Below are 15341 nucleotides of genomic sequence, written 5' to 3'. Positions count from 1 at the left end.
AAGACCGCAAGACGATGAAGTTTCTCGACCAGGCCAAAGTCTATATCCGCTCCGGCGACGGAGGCGCCGGTTCGGTGTCGTTTCGCCGTGAGAAGTTCATCGAGTTCGGCGGGCCGGACGGCGGCGACGGCGGTCGCGGGGGCGATGTCTGGGCCGAAGCCGTCGACGGGCTCAACACGCTGATCGACTATCGCTACCAGCAGCATTTCCGGGCGAAGACCGGCGTGCACGGCATGGGCCGCAACAGGACCGGCGCCAAGGGTGCCGACGTCACGCTGAAGGTGCCGGTCGGCACCCAGATCTACGAGGAAGACAACGAGACGCTGATCTGCGACCTGACGGAGGTGGGCCAGCGCTTCCGTCTCGCAGCAGGCGGCAATGGCGGCTTCGGCAACCAGCATTTCAAGACATCGACGAACCAGGCGCCGCGACGGGCCAATCCGGGTCTTCCCGGCGAAGAGCGCACCATCTGGCTGCGCCTCAAGCTGATCGCCGACGCCGGCCTCGTCGGCCTGCCCAATGCCGGCAAGTCGACCTTCCTCGCCGCGGTGACGGCCGCCAAGCCGAAGATCGCCGACTATCCCTTCACCACGCTTCATCCCGGCCTCGGCGTCGCCCGCATCGATGCCCGCGAATTCGTGCTCGCCGACATTCCCGGTCTGATCGAGGGCGCGCATCAGGGCGTGGGCATAGGCGACCGTTTCCTCGGCCATGTCGAGCGCACCCGCGTCCTGCTCCATCTCGTCTCCGCACAGGAGGAAAACCCTGGGAAGGCGTACAAGATCATACGTGGCGAGCTCGAGGCCTATGGCCACGGTCTGGCGGAAAAACCGGAGATTGTCGCGCTCAGCCAGGTCGATACGCTCGATGCCGATGCGCGTAAGAAAAGAGCCGCTTCGCTGAAACGGGCGGCCGGCCAGGCGCCGGTCCTGCTATCGGCCGTCACCGGCGAAGGCGTCGAGGCGGCGCTGCGCGCGCTCGCCGCGGAGATCCACGATGCCCGCGAGGCGGAGCAGCCGGTTGAACCGGATGAGCGGTGGCAGGTGTAGGCGAGCTCGATGGCTGTGCTTCACGACACCCCCCTCTGCCCTGCCGGGCATCTCCCCCACAAGGGGGGAGATTGGCCTTCAGGTCCGCTTTCGCCAATCGCCGGCGTCGCAGGAAGGGCGCCATCGCAAACGACAGCCGATCTCCCCCCTTGTGGGGGAGATGCCCGGCAGGGCAGAGGGGGGTGTCGAGAGGCCGGAACATTTCCGGTTCCCGTAGGCCATGCACGCGGAACGCGCCAATGACGTCTCTCAAGCAATACCGTCGCATCACGGTGAAGATCGGCTCCGCCTTGCTGGTCGACCGTACCTCCGGCCTGAAGCGCGATTGGCTGGCCTCGCTGGTGGAGGATGTCGCCGCGCTCGCCGCAGGAGGATCGGACGTGCTGGTCGTCTCCTCCGGCGCCATCGCGCTCGGCCGCACGATCCTCGGCCTCGGCAAGCGTGCGCTCAAATTGGAAGAGAGCCAGGCGGCGGCGGCCGTCGGGCAGATCGCGCTTGCCGGCGCATGGTCGGAAGAGCTCGGCCGCAAAGGCCTGACCTCCGGCCAGGTCCTGGTGACGCTCGGCGACACGGAGGAGCGGCGACGTTATCTCAACGCCCGCGCGACGATCTCGACTCTGCTCAAGATGAAGGCGGTTCCTGTCATCAACGAGAACGACACCGTCGCCACGACCGAAATCCGCTACGGCGACAATGACCGGCTCGCCGCGCGCGTCGCCACCATGATGGGTGCCGATCTCCTCGTGCTGCTATCCGACATAGACGGGCTCTATACGGCGCCGCCGGCACTCGACAGCCAAGCGAAATTCCTGCCGGTGGTCGACCGCATCACGCCGGAGATCGAGGCCATGGCGGGCGGGGCGGCGTCGGAACTCTCGCGCGGCGGCATGCGCACCAAGCTCGACGCCGGCAAGATCGCGACCGCCGCGGGGACTGCCATGATCATCACGCTCGGCAACCGGCCGAATCCGCTTTCGGCCATCGATCGCGGCGAGCGCGCCACCTTCTTCCGACCGAGCGCCAATCCGGTGAAAGGTTACAAGAGCTGGATCGCCGGCCAGCTCGAGCCGGCCGGCCGGCTCTCGGTCGATGCCGGCGCGGTGGATGCGCTGCTTTCCGGCAAGTCGCTGCTGCCGGCTGGCGTGACGCTGGTCAGCGGCAGTTTCTCGCGCGGCGACACGGTTGCGATCATCGGTCCCGAAGGCCGCGAGATCGCGCGCGGGTTGGTTGCGTATGACAGCACGGATGCCGTAAGGATTGCCGGGCTGAAGACGGCCGAGATCGAAAGCGTGCTCGGCTACGAGGCGCGTTCGGCCATGGTCCATCGCGACGATCTCGTGGTGAGCCGCCAGGCCGCGCCGGTGAGGGTGGAGTGACAGGCATGCTGAAGCGGCATGAAAGGTCGGGCAGCGACACGGTTCTCCTGATGGCCGATATCGGTCGCAAGGCGCGGGAAGCGGCGCGACCGCTCGCCACCGCATCGGAGGAAATCAAGAACGCCGCCTTGCTCGCCATGGCTGATGCCATTCTGCGCGAGGAAGCGGCAATCCTGGCGGCCAACGCGATCGACATGAGGAATGGCGAAGAGGCGGGCCTGAGCGCCGCCGTCATGGACAGGCTGAAGCTGACGCCGGCCCGCATCCGGGACATCGCCGAGGGGGTGCGCGCCATCGCGGCGCTTGAAGACCCCGTGGGGGCGGTCATCGCGGCCTGGGACCGGCCGAACGGCCTTCATATCGAGCGTGTCCGCACGCCGCTCGGCGTCATCGGCGTCATCTATGAAAGCCGCCCCAACGTGACGGCCGACGCCGGCGCGCTCTGCCTGAAGGCGGGCAACGCCGTCATCCTGCGCGGCGGCTCGGATTCGCTCAATTCCTCGACGGCCATCCACGCCTGCCTCGTCGCGGGATTGAAGGCGGCAGGACTGCCCGAAGAGGCGATCCAGCTCGTGCCGGTCACCGACCGCGCAGCGGTTGGTGAGATGCTGAAAGGGCTCGGCGGCAACATCGACGTGATCGTGCCGCGTGGCGGCAAGAGCCTCGTAGCCCGGGTCCAGGACGAAGCGCGCGTGCCGGTCTTCGCCCACCTCGAAGGCATCTGTCATCTCTATATTGACGGCTCCGCCAAGCTCGACATGGCCGTGCCGATCGCCCTCAACGCCAAGATGCGTCGGACCGGCATATGCGGCGCGGCCGAGACGCTGCTGGTGGATCGCGCTGTCGCCGGCACCCATCTGGTGTCCATTCTCGAGGCGCTCGCCAAGGCGGGCTGCGAGATCCGCGGCACCGAGGAGGTAAGGGACCTGTTCCCGGCGGCAAAGCCGGCAGACGAGGCCGATTGGACCACGGAATATCTCGACGCCATCATCTCGGTGAAGCTGGTGGATGGCGTTGGCGAGGCGATCGACCATATCGAGACGCATTCCTCGCACCATACCGAGGCGATCGTGGCCGAGGATGCGGGCGCGGCCGAGCGTTTCTTCAACGAAATCGATTCAGCGATCCTGCTGCACAACGCTTCCACGCAATTCGCCGATGGCGGCGAATTCGGCATGGGGGCGGAGATCGGCATCGCGACCGGCAAGATGCATGCGCGCGGGCCCGTCGGGGTCGAGCAGCTCACCTCTTTCAAATATCGCGTCCGCGGCTCGGGTCAGACAAGGCCGTGAGCTTCTTGGATAGCACATCCAGCGTGAGCCCCCCTCACCCGGACTCCGCTTCGCTCGGCCGACCTCTCCCCCAGGGGAGAGGGGGTCTGCAACGTTCGCGCCTTGTCTTAACTTCCAGCTTGGCGATGACGAGCCAAAACTCCCTCTCCCCTGGGGGAGAGGTCGGCCGAGCGAAGCGGAGGCCGGGTGAGGGGGCAGACCTGCCTTGAGCGACGGCGCATCGGTCTTCCCAGGTGTCGAGCAGCGGTATCTGAAGATGCCGCATGCGCCGCGCGGCCTTGCGGTCGGTCTCTTCGGCGGGTCCTTCAACCCTCCGCATGCCGGCCACTCGCTTGTGGCCGAGATCGCGCTTCGGCGCCTTCGGCTCGACCAGTTGTGGTGGATGGTGACGCCCGGCAATCCGCTGAAGAGCGGCAGGGAACTCATCCCGCTCGCCGAGCGCATCCGGCTTTCGCAGGCGATCGCCAGGGATCCGCGCATCAAGGTCACCGCCTTCGAGGCGGCGCACCATGTCCGCTATACGGCCGACACGCTGGCGCTGGTCAAGGCGCGCAACCCCGGGGTCGATTTCGTCTGGATCATGGGGGCGGACAGCCTGCGCGATTTCCATCTGTGGCAGCGCTGGCGCGAGATCGTCATGACCTTCCCGATCGCCGTCATTGATCGCCCGGGCTCGACACTGTCATTCCTGTCTTCCGTGGTGGCCAAGACCTTCGATCATGCGCGACGTGACGAGACCGACGCGCCGCGGCTCGCCCGCATGGCCGCGCCGGCCTGGACATTCATCCACGGCCCGCGATCGTCGCTGTCATCCACCGCCATAAGAAACGAGGCGGCCGACCGGGCCGCCTCGAAAGTTTCAGGCTCGTCTCAGAACTCTTCCCAATCGTCGGGAGCGGACTGAGCGGCGAGTGCGGCCGACCCGTACCCTGTCGGCATGGTCTTGAGCGCGGTGACGGTCCTTTGAGCTTGCTGCGGCCGGGCAAGCGGGCGGGAAGCTGCCGGCGCGGCTTCGATGCCTAGCCTGAACTTCGCTACCAGCCTGGCGAGCTGGTCTGCCTCGCCGGCCAGCGAATGGCTGGCCGCCGTGCTCTGTTCGACCATCGCGGCGTTCTGCTGGGTCACCTGATCCATCTGGTTGATCGCGACCGTGACCTCGCCGAGCGCTGTCGATTGCTCCTGGGCCGACGCTGCGATTTCGCCGACCAGCGTGCTCATTTCCGTCACCTGCGAGGCGATCTGTTCCAGCACCGAGCCGGTCTGGCCGACGAGGTCGACGCCCTGTTCGACCTGCTGGGTCGACATCGAAATCAATGACTTGATCTCCTTTGCGGCTTCTGCCGACCGCTGGGCGAGGGCACGCACCTCCGAGGCTACCACGGCGAAACCCTTGCCGGCTTCGCCGGCGCGCGCCGCCTCGACGCCTGCATTGAGCGCCAGAAGGTTGGTTTGGAAGGCGATCTCGTCGATGACGCCGATGATCTGGGAAATCTGCTCGGACGACCTCTCGATTTCGGCCATGGCGGTAATGGCCTCGCGCACGACCTCGCTGGATTTTTCCGCACCTGCGCGGGCTTCTCCCGTAACGCGCGCCGCCTGGCGAGCACCGTCGGCAGTCTGGCGAACCGTTTCCGACACTTCGGTGAGCGCGGCGGCGGTCTGCTCCAGGCTCGCGGCCTGTTGCTCGGTACGGCGTGACAGGTCGTCCGCGGCCTGGGTGATCTCTCCCGTTCCCGTGCCGATCGCGCCGACGGAGCCATGGATCGTCGTCATCGCCGCCTGCAATTCGACCATAGCCCTGTTGAAGTCGGTCTTGAGCTGTTCAGCCTTGGGCGGAAAGTCTTCCGCGATGCGATAGGTCAGATCGCCTTCGGCAAGGCGGGCCAGACCTGTAGCGATCGCGGCCACGGCGATACGGTCCTCTGCGGCCTCACGCTCCTTCTCGGCCTGCGTCCGCGCGCGTTCGGCTTCGGTGGCGGTACGCGAATCGACGGCCTCCGCCTCGAGCCGTACCTTTGCGATCTGGGCTTCCTTGAAAACCTGCACGGCTGCGGCCATCTGGCCGATCTCGTCACGCCGGCCGATCGCAGGGATTTCCGTTTCGTTGTCGCCCGAAGCAAGGCGGCCCATGGCGGCGGTCAGCCTGTCGATCGGCTTGGCGATCATCCGCGTCAGCATGAAGCCGAGCGCGACCGAAATGAGCATGGCGATGCCGAGACCGGTGACGAGGGCTGCCCTCGCTTCGCCTATATTCCCTTGGAGGGCGGCCGTCAGCGCCTGGCTTTTCTTTGCCTCGTCGGCAATCAGGCTTTCAAGCGCGTCTTCGATCGGCGCGATCAACCTGTCGGCTGTCCCGTCGGGAGCGACCATTGCGAGCGCATAGGGCTTGGTGAGCGGGTCGGAGGCCAGCTTCTTGCCCTCCTCAACCACGTCCTTGCGCCATATGGTGGCCGCCTTCTCGGCCTGGTCAATCAGCTCGACTGCTGTCGGATTGTCGGCCTCGAGCTCTTTTAGCTCCGCCAGGCTTTGCCTGAGGGTTCCTTCATGCTTGTCGATTCGGCCGAGATAGTAGTCGTTGTTCGAAAGCAACCAGCCCCGGAAGGAGTTCTCGACCCGGGTGATCGCCATGCGCGCCTGCAAGGCTACGAGGGTCACGCGCTCTGATTTCTCTGCGTCGCGTTGGGCGTCGCCGATCCGCGTCAGGTTCCACAGGGCGGCCCCGCTCATCACCACGATCGTGGTGACGACGGCGAGAAATGCCAGCGTCAGCTTTCTCGATATTCTCAGATTGGTGATGAGCAAGTTTCGTCCCCCAAAGATGCCCAAACAAAGCCACGGCCGAGCAGCCGTGCCCATAAGTGCTGCGTCGCCGGTGTTGCCGATCCGGCACGCAACTCCTCTTCCTCGGCACGTTGCGCAGGTATGGTAAAGTTTTGCTTAAAACGCGCGAAGCGCCTGCGTTCGCACGACAGCGTTTGAACCGCCGCTACGCCTATGCGATGGCGCGGGCGACGCCCTGCCTGATCTGGGCGAGCGTGAAGGGTTTCTGGACGACATCCACGACGATCGCGGAAAGTTCGGCGGCGCGCTCGCGCTGCTCGGCATAACCGGTCATCAGCAGGATCTTCAGGCCGGGATAGGCGCCGGCCGCCTTCTTGGCCATCTCGATTCCGTCCATGACGGGCATGCGGATGTCGGAAAGCACCAGGTCGTATCCGCCGGAACGGCCGGCTATGCGCTCCAGCCCGTCCTCGCCGTCCTCGGCGGTTTCGACGCTATGGCCCGCCGCAGCAAGCGCGCGGGCCGTGAAGGAACGGACGGACTCATCGTCCTCGACGATCAGGATGTTTGCCATGGCCCGATCATTGCCGGGAAGTCTTGACGAATCCTGAAAGCGGACGCGACCAGGAGGCTACGCTGCGTCGCCCTTGACCACACCGACGAAGGGCAGTTCGCGGAAGGCGTGGGCGACGTCCATGCCGTAGCCGACGACGAATTCGTCGGGGCAGTCGAAGCCGGTGAAATCCGCCTCGAGCGCAGTCTGGCGCCGGCTGTGCTTATCGAGCAGGACGGCGATGGAGACGCTCCTGGCGCCGCGCTGCAGCATGAGCTCGCGGGTGAATTTAAGCGTCTTGCCGGACTCCAGGATGTCGTCGATCAACAGAACGTCGCGCCCGGCAACTTCGTTGTCGATGTCGCGCAGCACCTTCACTTCGCCGCTGGTCGTGCCGGTCCCGTAGCTCGAGATGAAGATGAACTCGACTTCGGGAGAGAGCCCGGTGTCGTGCATGGCGCGAATGAGGTCCGCCGCGAAGATGAAGGAACCCTTCAGGATGGCGATCACCAGCAGATCCCGGTAGTCGCGCTTGCCGATCTCCTTGGCCAGTTCCAGATTGCGGCGCGCGATCGCCGAGGCGCTGAACAGAACCTCGATATCCTTGCCTCGTACCACCGGCATTGCCGTTCTCCTTGAAGTGCGGAAAGGGGATTGGCCCGCTTCTAGGGGCTTCGAGCCAAAGGGGAAAGTCGATTCTTCTCCCGGCGGCGATGAGCTGTTCCAGATATATTCAAATTGCGTCGAGCAGAATGACACCGGCGGTAACAAGGATCGGCCCGTCGGCCAAGCGCGGCCGGAGCGACATACTCGAGCTGGTCCAGCTTCGCACCAGCAGATTAACCTATCATTAACCATGTCGGCCGATGGTCGGAATGCGCAGGCCCGGGCCCGCGGCCGGCCCCGCCTATGGCGAAGATCACTTCGGACAGAGCAACTCGCTTCCGGTTTGGTGTCGGCGCAAGGCAGGAAACGCGGCGACATGTGGTTTCGGACGCCGACGCCATGAAAAAAACAGGAACTTCGCGTCCACCACACGAGAGCTTCAAGGCCACGCAAACGTGATACGCTTCGAGAATGTCGGCCTGCGATATGGAATGGGCCCGGAAATCCTCCGGGACATCTCCTTCCATATTCCGGACCGCTCGTTCCAGTTCCTGAGCGGACCCTCGGGCGCCGGCAAGACGACGTTGCTCAGGCTCCTGTTCCTGGCGCTGAAGCCGACGCGCGGGCTGATCACCGTCTTCGACAAGGACCGGTCGCGCATCTCGCGCGACGAACTGCCGCTGATCAGGCGCCGCATCGGCGTGGTGTTCCAGGATTTCCGCCTGCTCGACCACATGACCACCTATGAGAATGTGGCGTTGCCGCTGCGCGTGCGCGGGCGCGAGGAGGTAAGTTACCGCAACGACGTCATCGAGCTCCTCAAATGGGTGGGCCTCGGCGAGCGCATGCATGTTCTGCCGCCGGTCCTGTCGGGCGGCGAGAAGCAGCGCGCGGCGATCGCCCGGGCGCTGATCGAGCAGCCCGAGATACTGCTGGCGGACGAGCCGACCGGCAATGTCGACCCGCCGCTGGCAAGACGCCTGCTTCGCCTTTTCCTGGAACTCAACCGGCTGGGCACGGCCGTGGTCATCGCTACCCACGATGTCGGGCTGATGGAACAGGTCGATGCGCGCCGCATGATCCTCTCCGGCGGGAGGCTCGAGATCTATGACTGATGCGACCGAGCGGCCACTTTCACCCGGAGCCAGGCCGGCTCCTGCCGTGGCCAACATGCCGTCGCCGCCGCGCCGCAAGATGGCGCCCATCGTTCCCGAGCAGAACATCGCGGGGCGGGCGCTCGTGCTGGTCATCGCCATCATGACCTTCCTGTCCTGCCTGACGCTCGGTGCGGTCACCCTGGTGCGCGATTCGGCCTCCGTCTGGGAGAATCAGATCGCGCGCGGCGCCACGATCCAGATCAAGCCGGCCGACGGCCTCGACATGGAGGCGGCACTCGAAGCGGCGGCGCGAATCGCTTCCGGCTTCCAGGGCGTTAAGAGCACCCGGATCGTCGACAGGGCGGCGACGTCGCGCCTTCTCGAACCTTGGCTCGGGTCCAATCTCGATATCGACGAACTGCCGGTGCCGCGCCTGGTCATCGTCGAGATCGACGTTGCCAGTCCGCCCGACTTCGCGGCGATGCGGTCGCTGCTGGCATCGGAGCTGCCGACCGCTTCCCTCGACGATCATCGCGCCTGGATCGACCGCCTGGTGGCGATGGCGCGCACCACCGTCACGATCGGCGTGGCGGTCCTGATCCTCATGCTTTCTGCGACCGTGCTCTGCGTGGTGTTCGCGACCCGCGGCGCCATGGCCGGCAACGGCCACATCATCGAGGTCCTGCATTTCGTGGGTGCGGAGGCGCGCTTCATCGCCACCGAATTCCGGCGCCATTTCCTGCTGACCGGAATGAAGGGAGCCGCCGCGGGCGGGTTTGTCGCCGTGGTGGTGTTCATCGCTTTCTCTTTCTGGTCGTCGATGAATCTCGCTACTCCCGAAGCGGATCAGGCGACGGCGCTGTTCGGCAACTTCGCCATCGGCTCGGCGGGCTACGCCGGGGTGGTGCTCATCGTCCTGGTCATCGCGGCTCTCACGGCCGCCACGTCGCATTTCACGGTCGTCGCCTATTTGGCGGAGATGGAAAGCCGGCACCCGGACCACTGAGGGCATCACGAATGACGACCGGCTGTAACGCGATTTGGGCAGATTATGAAAAACATCCTATCCGCCGCCGCATTTCAAGTTTAACGATGAACGCATGAAGGGGAATGACGTGTCCGAATTGGCCATGTCCGGAGGAGAGGGAATGCCCGCCCCGACCAAGTCGGCCCGGGGCAGGGAAAGATTCGCCTCCGCTCTCAAACTCTCGGCATTGATCGTCCTCCTGACCGTGACGGCCTTTGCCGTCGGCTTCGGCCTGTTCGCGACCTATGTCAGCCGGCTCGCCACGCCGGAAGATCCCGGCAAGGCCGATGCCATCATCGTCTTGACCGGCGGACAGTCGCGCATCGATGCCGCCGTCAGCCTGCTGAAATCGGGCAAGGGAAAGAGGCTCCTGATCAGCGGCGTCCATCCGGCCGCCCGCCTGCGCGACCTGCAGGCGGTGACCGGCGGCGACAAGGCGCTTTTCTCCTGCTGCGTCGATATCGATCATGCCGCCCTCGACACGGTCGGCAATGCCTGGGAAAGCGCCAAATGGGTCACCAGCCATGCCTATAACCGGGTCATCCTGGTCACGAACAACTACCACATGCCGCGTAGCCTGCTGGAAATGCGGCGTTACATCGGCACGACCGACCTGCTGCCTTATCCTGTGGTCAACAGCCGACCCGACGATGGCGGGTGGATGACCAAGCCGGACGCCGTGCGCGTGCTCTTCACCGAATACACAAAATATCTGGCAGCGCTGGCGCTAGGTGTCATCCCGATCCGCGGCACTCCGGAGCCGGTGACCGTCGTCAACGCTTCTTCCGTCAGCGTCAGCCAATAGCACGTTCAAACAGTTTTCCTTTTCGCAGGCTTGGTGTAACCAGCCGGCGATGCTCTATCTCCGTTCACTGGCGTTCAACTTCGCCTTCTATCTCAACCTGATCGTCCAGATGATCTTCTGGACGCCTTACTATTTCCTGGCGGAGCGCAGGCAGGTCTGGCTCGTGCCGAAATTCTGGGTGAAGAGCAGCCTCTGGCTTTACGACAAGATCGCCGGCGCCCGGGTTTCGGTCACCGGCTTGGAGAACCTGCCGCAGGGCTCGTATATACTCGCGCCGAAGCACCAGTCCTTCCTCGATACGATAGCCTTCCTGCCCTATATTCCGGACGCGCTCTATATCCTGAAGCGAGAGCTCACTTGGATTCCGTTCTTCGGCTGGTACATCCTCAAGATGCGGATGATTCCGGTCAATCGCGGCACGCGCTCCAAGGCGCTCAAGGCTGTTGTGGCGGCGACGCGAGCGGAGTTGGCCCGCAACGATCGCCAGCTCATCATCTATCCCGAAGGCACGCGCCGCCCTCCGGGAGCCGAACCCGCCTACAAATGGGGCATTGCGGAGATCTACCATCGCCTGGGCGTGCCGGTGGTGCCGGTCGCCCATGTCGCCGGGCTCTACTGGCCGCGACGCAAGTTCCTGCGCTACCCTGGCACGATCGAGGCACGCTTCCTGCCGCCTATCCCGCCCGGTCTCGGCAAGGAGGAGTTCATGGAGCGGTTGATCCGCGAGACGGAAACCGCCTGCGACGAGTTGCTGGTGGCGGTCGCCTGCGGGCAGAACGCGCCAGCCCTGCCGGAATCGGCCGTCAGGCGCCTCCGGGAGCTCGGCGCCCGGGTGTAGGGATCCGCTGCCAGCCGATCATCCTGCCCACCTCCTCAAGCCAGTGATCCCGAATGCCGAGAGCTTCGAGATGCGTGAGGGTGCTCAGCACATAGTCCTCGTTGATGCCGGACTGGCCGGCCGCGCCCTTGACCACCGTCACGGCGTCGGCCGTGGTGAGGTTGCCGGCATATTGCTCATGGTTGCGGTCGACGACGTAGCAGATGGCGTTCACCGTCTCGCCGCCGTCGAGACGCACGGCAAGCATCCGCTCCAGATAGACGTTGGTGACGAGCTCGCGCTCGCGCAGATAACCGACCACCTCGTCGCGCAGTTCGTCCGGCACGCGAAAGGCCAGCCCGACGCACGAGCCGCCGCGGTCGAGCCCGAGCACGAGGCCGGGGCGCTCGGGGGTGCCGCGATGAACCCAGGAATAGACGCAGAGCGAGCGGCGAAAGCCGTGCAACCGGGCGCGTCGCGTCTCGACATGAGCAAAGCCCGGCCGCCAGATCAGCGAGCCATAGCCAAAAACCCAAAAATCGCCCATATCGCCAAGCCACATCGAAGCAGCGGCCATTCGAGAAACACCGGCCGCGGGACCCGACGGTTAGCGAGAGCCGCAGCATGACGTCAAGCGACGCAAAGCCAACGAATTTCAGCCGGCGCTTCCTGTGGCTGGCAGCCTTCATCGTCCTGCTGTTCGGCGGCTACACCGTGGGCTGGTTCTATGTCGCGGACAGGCTGACGGCGCAGGCCAGCGCCGCGATCGCCGGACTGAACAGGGATGGCGTGAGGGCCGAATGTGGGAATCTGACCGTTCGCGGCTTCCCGTTCCGCCTCGGCATCTTCTGCGACAGCCTCGGCTATGAGGACGAAGCGCGCGCCATTTTCGCCGCCGCGGGCAGCTTCCGCTCGGCCGCGCAGGTCTACCAGCCGGCGAAGACCGTGGGCGAACTCGACGGCCCGCTGCGGGTCGCGGTTCCCGGCCTGCTGCCGCTTTGGATCGACTGGGACAAGCTGCGATGGAGCACCCGGATCGCAAGGCCGCTGCCGGAACGGATCTCGGTGGAAGCCGAAGGCGTGTCGGGCATGACCGATCCCGAGGATGCCGACCCGATTCCGCTGTTCAGCGCCACCAAGGCCGCGACCCACTTCCGGCCGAATGGTGCCGATCTCGATTGGGCGCTGAGTTTCGAGGAGCTCGCGGTCGATCCGGCGGTCGCCGGGGGACGGGTCTTGCCGGTCATGAACGGTGCCGGCGACGTCGGCCTGAAGGACGGCATCCAGATGCTGCTTACAGGACAGGAAAGCCTGCGGGGTCGTTCGGTCGAGATCCGCAGTCTCGATCTTTCGTCCGGTGAAGGCGGCGTGGTGGTGAGCGGCCCTGTCTCGGTTGCCGCCGACGGGCTTATCGATGCGCGGTTGATGATCAAGCTACGCAACCCGCCAGCCGTGGCCGCGGTGCTTTCCGGCGTTTTTCCTGAAGCAAAACGCCAGATAGACTCCAGTTTCGCCGGCCTTGCCTTGCTGGGCAGCGAACCGGCGCTTCCACTTGTCGTGACCAAGGGGCGGGCCATGCTGGGCTTCATCCCGCTCGGAGAAATCCCGCCCGTGGAGTGATACCGGCGGGATAAAGATTGACCGTTCGGGCAAGCCCCTCATCTGCCTGCCGGCATCTTCTCCCCGTAATACGGGGAGAAGGACGCTATCATCACGACTTTCGCCATCATCGGCATTTGCGACTGGCGAAACCCAAGCCGGCAGGACAGTGAGGGGCAACGCGCGACCGGACGAAGACCAATCCTCGTCTCACTTCTCCGCAGCGGGATGCTCTATCGCCTGGCGGCCGAAGTCGGGGGCGTCGATCTCTTGCCCCGCCTCGATGATCGAACGGCGGACAGCGCGGGTGCGGGTGAAGAGGTCGAACAGCTTCTCGCCGTCGCCCCACCGGATCGCTCGTTGCAGCGAGGCGAGATCTTCGGAGAAGCGTGCCAGCATTTCCAGTATGGCGTCGCGATTGTGCAGGCAGACGTCGCGCCACATGGTCGGGTCGGAGGCGGCGAGGCGGGTGAAATCGCGAAAACCCGAAGCCGAATATTTGATGACTTCGGTCTTGGTCACAGCCTCGAGGTCGTCGGCCGTGCCGACGATATTGTAGGCGATGATGTGCGGCAGGTGCGAGACGATGGCGAGCGTCATGTCATGATGGCCCGGGTCCATCGTGTCGATGTTGGAGCCGCAGCGTCGCCAGAATTGCGAGAGCTTCTCCAGCGCTTCCGGATCGGTGCCGGGGAGCGGGGTGAAGATGCACCAGCGATTGTCGAAGAGGTCGGCGAAGCCGGCATCGGGACCCGATTTTTCGGTACCGGCGAGCGGATGGCCGGGGATGAAATGGACGCCCGCCGGCACATGCGGCTCCATCTGGGCAATCACCGAGGCCTTGGTCGAGCCGACATCGGTGAGGATCGCCCCGGGCTTCAGCGCCGGCGCAATCGCCTCGGCGACCGCACCCGACGAGCCGACCGGCACAGAGACGATCACGAGGTCGGCGTCCTCCACGGCTGAAGCGAGGTCGGTCGTGTAGGAATCGCCGAGTCTGAGTTCCTCAGCGCGCGCCAGCGTGTCGGCGCTGCGCGTGGTGATGGCGATATGGCCGGCGAGATTCTCGCGCCGGATGACGCGGGCAAGCGACGACCCGATCAGGCCGATGCCGATCAAGGCGATCTTTTCAAACAGCGGTGCGGACATTTGCTTTTCAATCTTTCAGGAATTCGGTCAGCGCGGCGACGACACCGCGATTGGCCTCCTCGCTGCCCACCGTCATGCGCAGCGCGTTCGGGAAGCCATAGGCGCCCACGCGGCGCAGGATATAACCGCGCGCCAGGAGATAGTCGTCGGCGGCGGCGGCCGAATGCTTGATATCCTCGGGGAAATGGATCAGCAGGAAATTGGCGACGCTGGGCGTCACGCGAAGGCCAAGCTTCCGAAACTCTTCGGAAAGCCAGCTCAGCCATTTCTCATTGTGCAGCACGGTGCGCTCGACATGACCACGGTCGCCCATGGCCGCCACGCCTGCCTCGATGGCGGCGGCGTTGACGTTGAAGGGCGCGCGCACCCGGTTCAGCGCGTCGACGACCTGGGCGGGCCCATAGGCCCAGCCGATGCGCATGCCGCCGAGGCCGTGGATCTTCGAGAAGGTGCGCGTCATCACGACGTTTTCGGCCGAAGAGACGAGCTCGATTCCGGCCTCGTAATCGTTTCTGCGCACATATTCGGCATAGGCCGCGTCGATGACGAGCAGCACATTGCCGGGAAGACCCGCATGGAGGCGCCGGACTTCCTCGAGGGGCAGATAGGTGCCCGTTGGGTTGTTGGGGTTGGCGATGAAGACGATTTTCGTGCGCGGCGTGACAGCGGCCAGGATCGCGTCGACATCGGCCGTTTCACGGCTTTCCCTGGCGACGATGGGCACGCCGCCGGCCGCCTGGATATAGATCTTGTAGACCAGGAAGCCGTGCTCGGTGAAAATGCCTTCGTCGCCGGGATTGAGATAGGTCTGGGTGAGCAGGCCGATGACCTCGTCCGAACCATTGGAGCAGATGATGTTCGCCGGGTTGAGGCCATGCCGCTCGGCGATCGCGGTGCGCAGCCTCGTGGCGGCGCCGTCGGGATAGAACTCCATCGTTTCCGTAATCCGGCGCACCGCTTCTTTCGCGGCGGGAGAGGCGCCGAGCGGATTTTCGTTGGAGGACAGCTTATGGATTTTTTCCACGCCGGCGGCGGCCGTGCTCTTGCCGGGCACATAGGCGGCGATATCCATTACGCCTTTGCGGGGCTCCGGGCGCAGCGTCTTTTCCATGGGAGAACTTTCCGTCAGAGAAATGCCTGACGCGTCTAGACCATTTCTGGCTCGATTTGAACCGATTTCCCGGCGGGAA

The 15341-nt window shown here is 64.9% G+C and carries 15 protein-coding genes; 9 read left to right on the top strand and 6 right to left on the bottom strand.

Annotated features, from left to right (window positions below; all coding sequences use genetic code 11):
• The first annotated feature begins 14 nt into the window (after nt 1-14).
• The 4 genes from obgE to ACCO56_RS29590 all read left to right on the top strand — a co-directional run bounded on the left by obgE (nt 15) and on the right by ACCO56_RS29590 (nt 4621).
• Entirely contained in the window at nt 15-1049 is a 1035-nt protein-coding gene (obgE, locus tag ACCO56_RS29605; RefSeq protein ID WP_433644533.1) for a GTPase ObgE, read from the top strand.
• Nucleotides 1050-1288: 239 nt separating this feature from the next.
• Nucleotides 1289-2425 (top strand): glutamate 5-kinase, encoded by a 1137-nt coding sequence (gene proB, locus ACCO56_RS29600; protein ID WP_433644532.1) that lies wholly within the window; start codon nt 1289-1291, stop codon nt 2423-2425.
• A 5-nt stretch (nt 2426-2430) separates the two neighbouring features.
• The gene (locus ACCO56_RS29595; protein WP_433644531.1) at nt 2431-3717 is read left to right on the top strand and encodes a glutamate-5-semialdehyde dehydrogenase; all 1287 of its coding nucleotides are present in this window, start codon (nt 2431-2433) and stop codon (nt 3715-3717) included.
• 256 nt (nt 3718-3973) lie between these two features.
• Entirely contained in the window at nt 3974-4621 is a 648-nt protein-coding gene (locus tag ACCO56_RS29590) for a nicotinate-nucleotide adenylyltransferase (RefSeq protein ID WP_433644593.1), read from the top strand.
• Here ACCO56_RS29590 and ACCO56_RS29585 read toward each other — a convergent pair.
• The 3 genes from ACCO56_RS29585 to hpt form a co-directional block, all read right to left on the bottom strand.
• On the bottom strand, nt 4588-6519 hold the full coding sequence (locus ACCO56_RS29585; protein WP_433644530.1) for a methyl-accepting chemotaxis protein: 1932 nt from the start codon (nt 6517-6519) through the stop codon (nt 4588-4590). The two genes, ACCO56_RS29590 and ACCO56_RS29585, sit on opposite strands and share 34 nt — an antisense overlap.
• Before the next feature lie 190 nt (nt 6520-6709).
• Nucleotides 6710-7072, bottom strand: a complete 363-nt coding sequence (locus tag ACCO56_RS29580) for a response regulator (protein ID WP_433644529.1) — start codon at nt 7070-7072, stop codon at nt 6710-6712.
• A gap of 57 nt (nt 7073-7129) precedes the next feature.
• Entirely contained in the window at nt 7130-7675 is a 546-nt protein-coding gene (gene hpt, locus ACCO56_RS29575; RefSeq protein ID WP_433644528.1) for a hypoxanthine phosphoribosyltransferase, read from the bottom strand.
• Between the two features lie 437 nt (nt 7676-8112).
• On the opposite strand from hpt, the gene ftsE reads away from it, so the two are divergent.
• From ftsE to ACCO56_RS29555, 4 genes are all read left to right on the top strand, one after another.
• The gene (ftsE, locus tag ACCO56_RS29570) at nt 8113-8772 is read left to right on the top strand and encodes a cell division ATP-binding protein FtsE (protein WP_433644527.1); all 660 of its coding nucleotides are present in this window, start codon (nt 8113-8115) and stop codon (nt 8770-8772) included.
• Nucleotides 8765-9760: a cell division protein FtsX gene (locus tag ACCO56_RS29565; protein ID WP_433644526.1), complete on the top strand. Its 996-nt coding sequence runs from the start codon at nt 8765-8767 to the stop codon at nt 9758-9760. Before ftsE ends, ACCO56_RS29565 begins: the two co-directional genes overlap by 8 nt.
• A gap of 142 nt (nt 9761-9902) precedes the next feature.
• Entirely contained in the window at nt 9903-10586 is a 684-nt protein-coding gene (locus ACCO56_RS29560; RefSeq protein ID WP_433644525.1) for a YdcF family protein, read from the top strand.
• 49 nt (nt 10587-10635) lie between these two features.
• Nucleotides 10636-11424 (top strand): lysophospholipid acyltransferase family protein, encoded by a 789-nt coding sequence (locus ACCO56_RS29555; protein WP_433644524.1) that lies wholly within the window; start codon nt 10636-10638, stop codon nt 11422-11424.
• Here the strand turns inward: ACCO56_RS29555 and ACCO56_RS29550 are convergent.
• Nucleotides 11390-11950, bottom strand: a complete 561-nt coding sequence (locus ACCO56_RS29550) for a gamma-glutamylcyclotransferase (protein WP_433644592.1) — start codon at nt 11948-11950, stop codon at nt 11390-11392. The two genes, ACCO56_RS29555 and ACCO56_RS29550, sit on opposite strands and share 35 nt — an antisense overlap.
• A gap of 77 nt (nt 11951-12027) precedes the next feature.
• On the opposite strand from ACCO56_RS29550, the gene ACCO56_RS29545 reads away from it, so the two are divergent.
• A complete protein-coding gene (locus ACCO56_RS29545) occupies nt 12028-13023 on the top strand; it encodes a DUF2125 domain-containing protein (protein ID WP_433644523.1) in 996 nt (331 codons plus the stop codon).
• Nucleotides 13024-13212: 189 nt separating this feature from the next.
• Here ACCO56_RS29545 and ACCO56_RS29540 read toward each other — a convergent pair whose 3' ends face one another.
• Both ACCO56_RS29540 and hisC read right to left on the bottom strand, forming a co-directional pair.
• On the bottom strand, nt 13213-14151 hold the full coding sequence (locus tag ACCO56_RS29540; RefSeq protein ID WP_433644522.1) for a prephenate/arogenate dehydrogenase family protein: 939 nt from the start codon (nt 14149-14151) through the stop codon (nt 13213-13215).
• Between the two features lie 7 nt (nt 14152-14158).
• Nucleotides 14159-15262, bottom strand: a complete 1104-nt coding sequence (gene hisC, locus ACCO56_RS29535) for a histidinol-phosphate transaminase (protein WP_433644521.1) — start codon at nt 15260-15262, stop codon at nt 14159-14161.
• Between the last annotated feature and the right edge of the window lie 79 nt (nt 15263-15341).

Origin of the sequence: Mesorhizobium sp. 1B3, from assembly GCF_050958605.1 — a bacterium.
GTDB lineage: Bacteria > Pseudomonadota > Alphaproteobacteria > Rhizobiales > Rhizobiaceae.
The sequence above is the reverse complement of the archived record's forward strand: the minus strand, read 5'-3'. Positions and strand labels throughout refer to the sequence as shown.

Bases quoted from the DNA above. Each gene is read 5' to 3' on its own strand.
- ACCO56_RS29555 (WP_433644524.1), top strand. From the start codon at position 10,636: ATGCTCTATCTCCGTTCACTGGCGTTCAACTTCGCCTTCTATCTCAAC.
- hpt (WP_433644528.1), bottom strand. From the start codon at position 7,675: ATGCCGGTGGTACGAGGCAAGGATATCGAGGTTCTGTTCAGCGCCTCG.
- proB (WP_433644532.1), top strand. From the start codon at position 1,289: ATGACGTCTCTCAAGCAATACCGTCGCATCACGGTGAAGATCGGCTCC.
- ACCO56_RS29590 (WP_433644593.1), top strand. From the start codon at position 3,974: ATGCCGCATGCGCCGCGCGGCCTTGCGGTCGGTCTCTTCGGCGGGTCC.
- ACCO56_RS29595 (WP_433644531.1), top strand. From the start codon at position 2,431: ATGCTGAAGCGGCATGAAAGGTCGGGCAGCGACACGGTTCTCCTGATG.
- ACCO56_RS29560 (WP_433644525.1), top strand. From the start codon at position 9,903: ATGCCCGCCCCGACCAAGTCGGCCCGGGGCAGGGAAAGATTCGCCTCC.
- ACCO56_RS29540 (WP_433644522.1), bottom strand. From the start codon at position 14,151: ATGTCCGCACCGCTGTTTGAAAAGATCGCCTTGATCGGCATCGGCCTG.
- ACCO56_RS29550 (WP_433644592.1), bottom strand. From the start codon at position 11,950: ATGGGCGATTTTTGGGTTTTTGGCTATGGCTCGCTGATCTGGCGGCCG.
- hisC (WP_433644521.1), bottom strand. From the start codon at position 15,262: ATGGAAAAGACGCTGCGCCCGGAGCCCCGCAAAGGCGTAATGGATATC.
- ACCO56_RS29545 (WP_433644523.1), top strand. From the start codon at position 12,028: ATGACGTCAAGCGACGCAAAGCCAACGAATTTCAGCCGGCGCTTCCTG.
- ACCO56_RS29580 (WP_433644529.1), bottom strand. From the start codon at position 7,072: ATGGCAAACATCCTGATCGTCGAGGACGATGAGTCCGTCCGTTCCTTC.
- ACCO56_RS29565 (WP_433644526.1), top strand. From the start codon at position 8,765: ATGACTGATGCGACCGAGCGGCCACTTTCACCCGGAGCCAGGCCGGCT.
- obgE (WP_433644533.1), top strand. From the start codon at position 15: ATGAAGTTTCTCGACCAGGCCAAAGTCTATATCCGCTCCGGCGACGGA.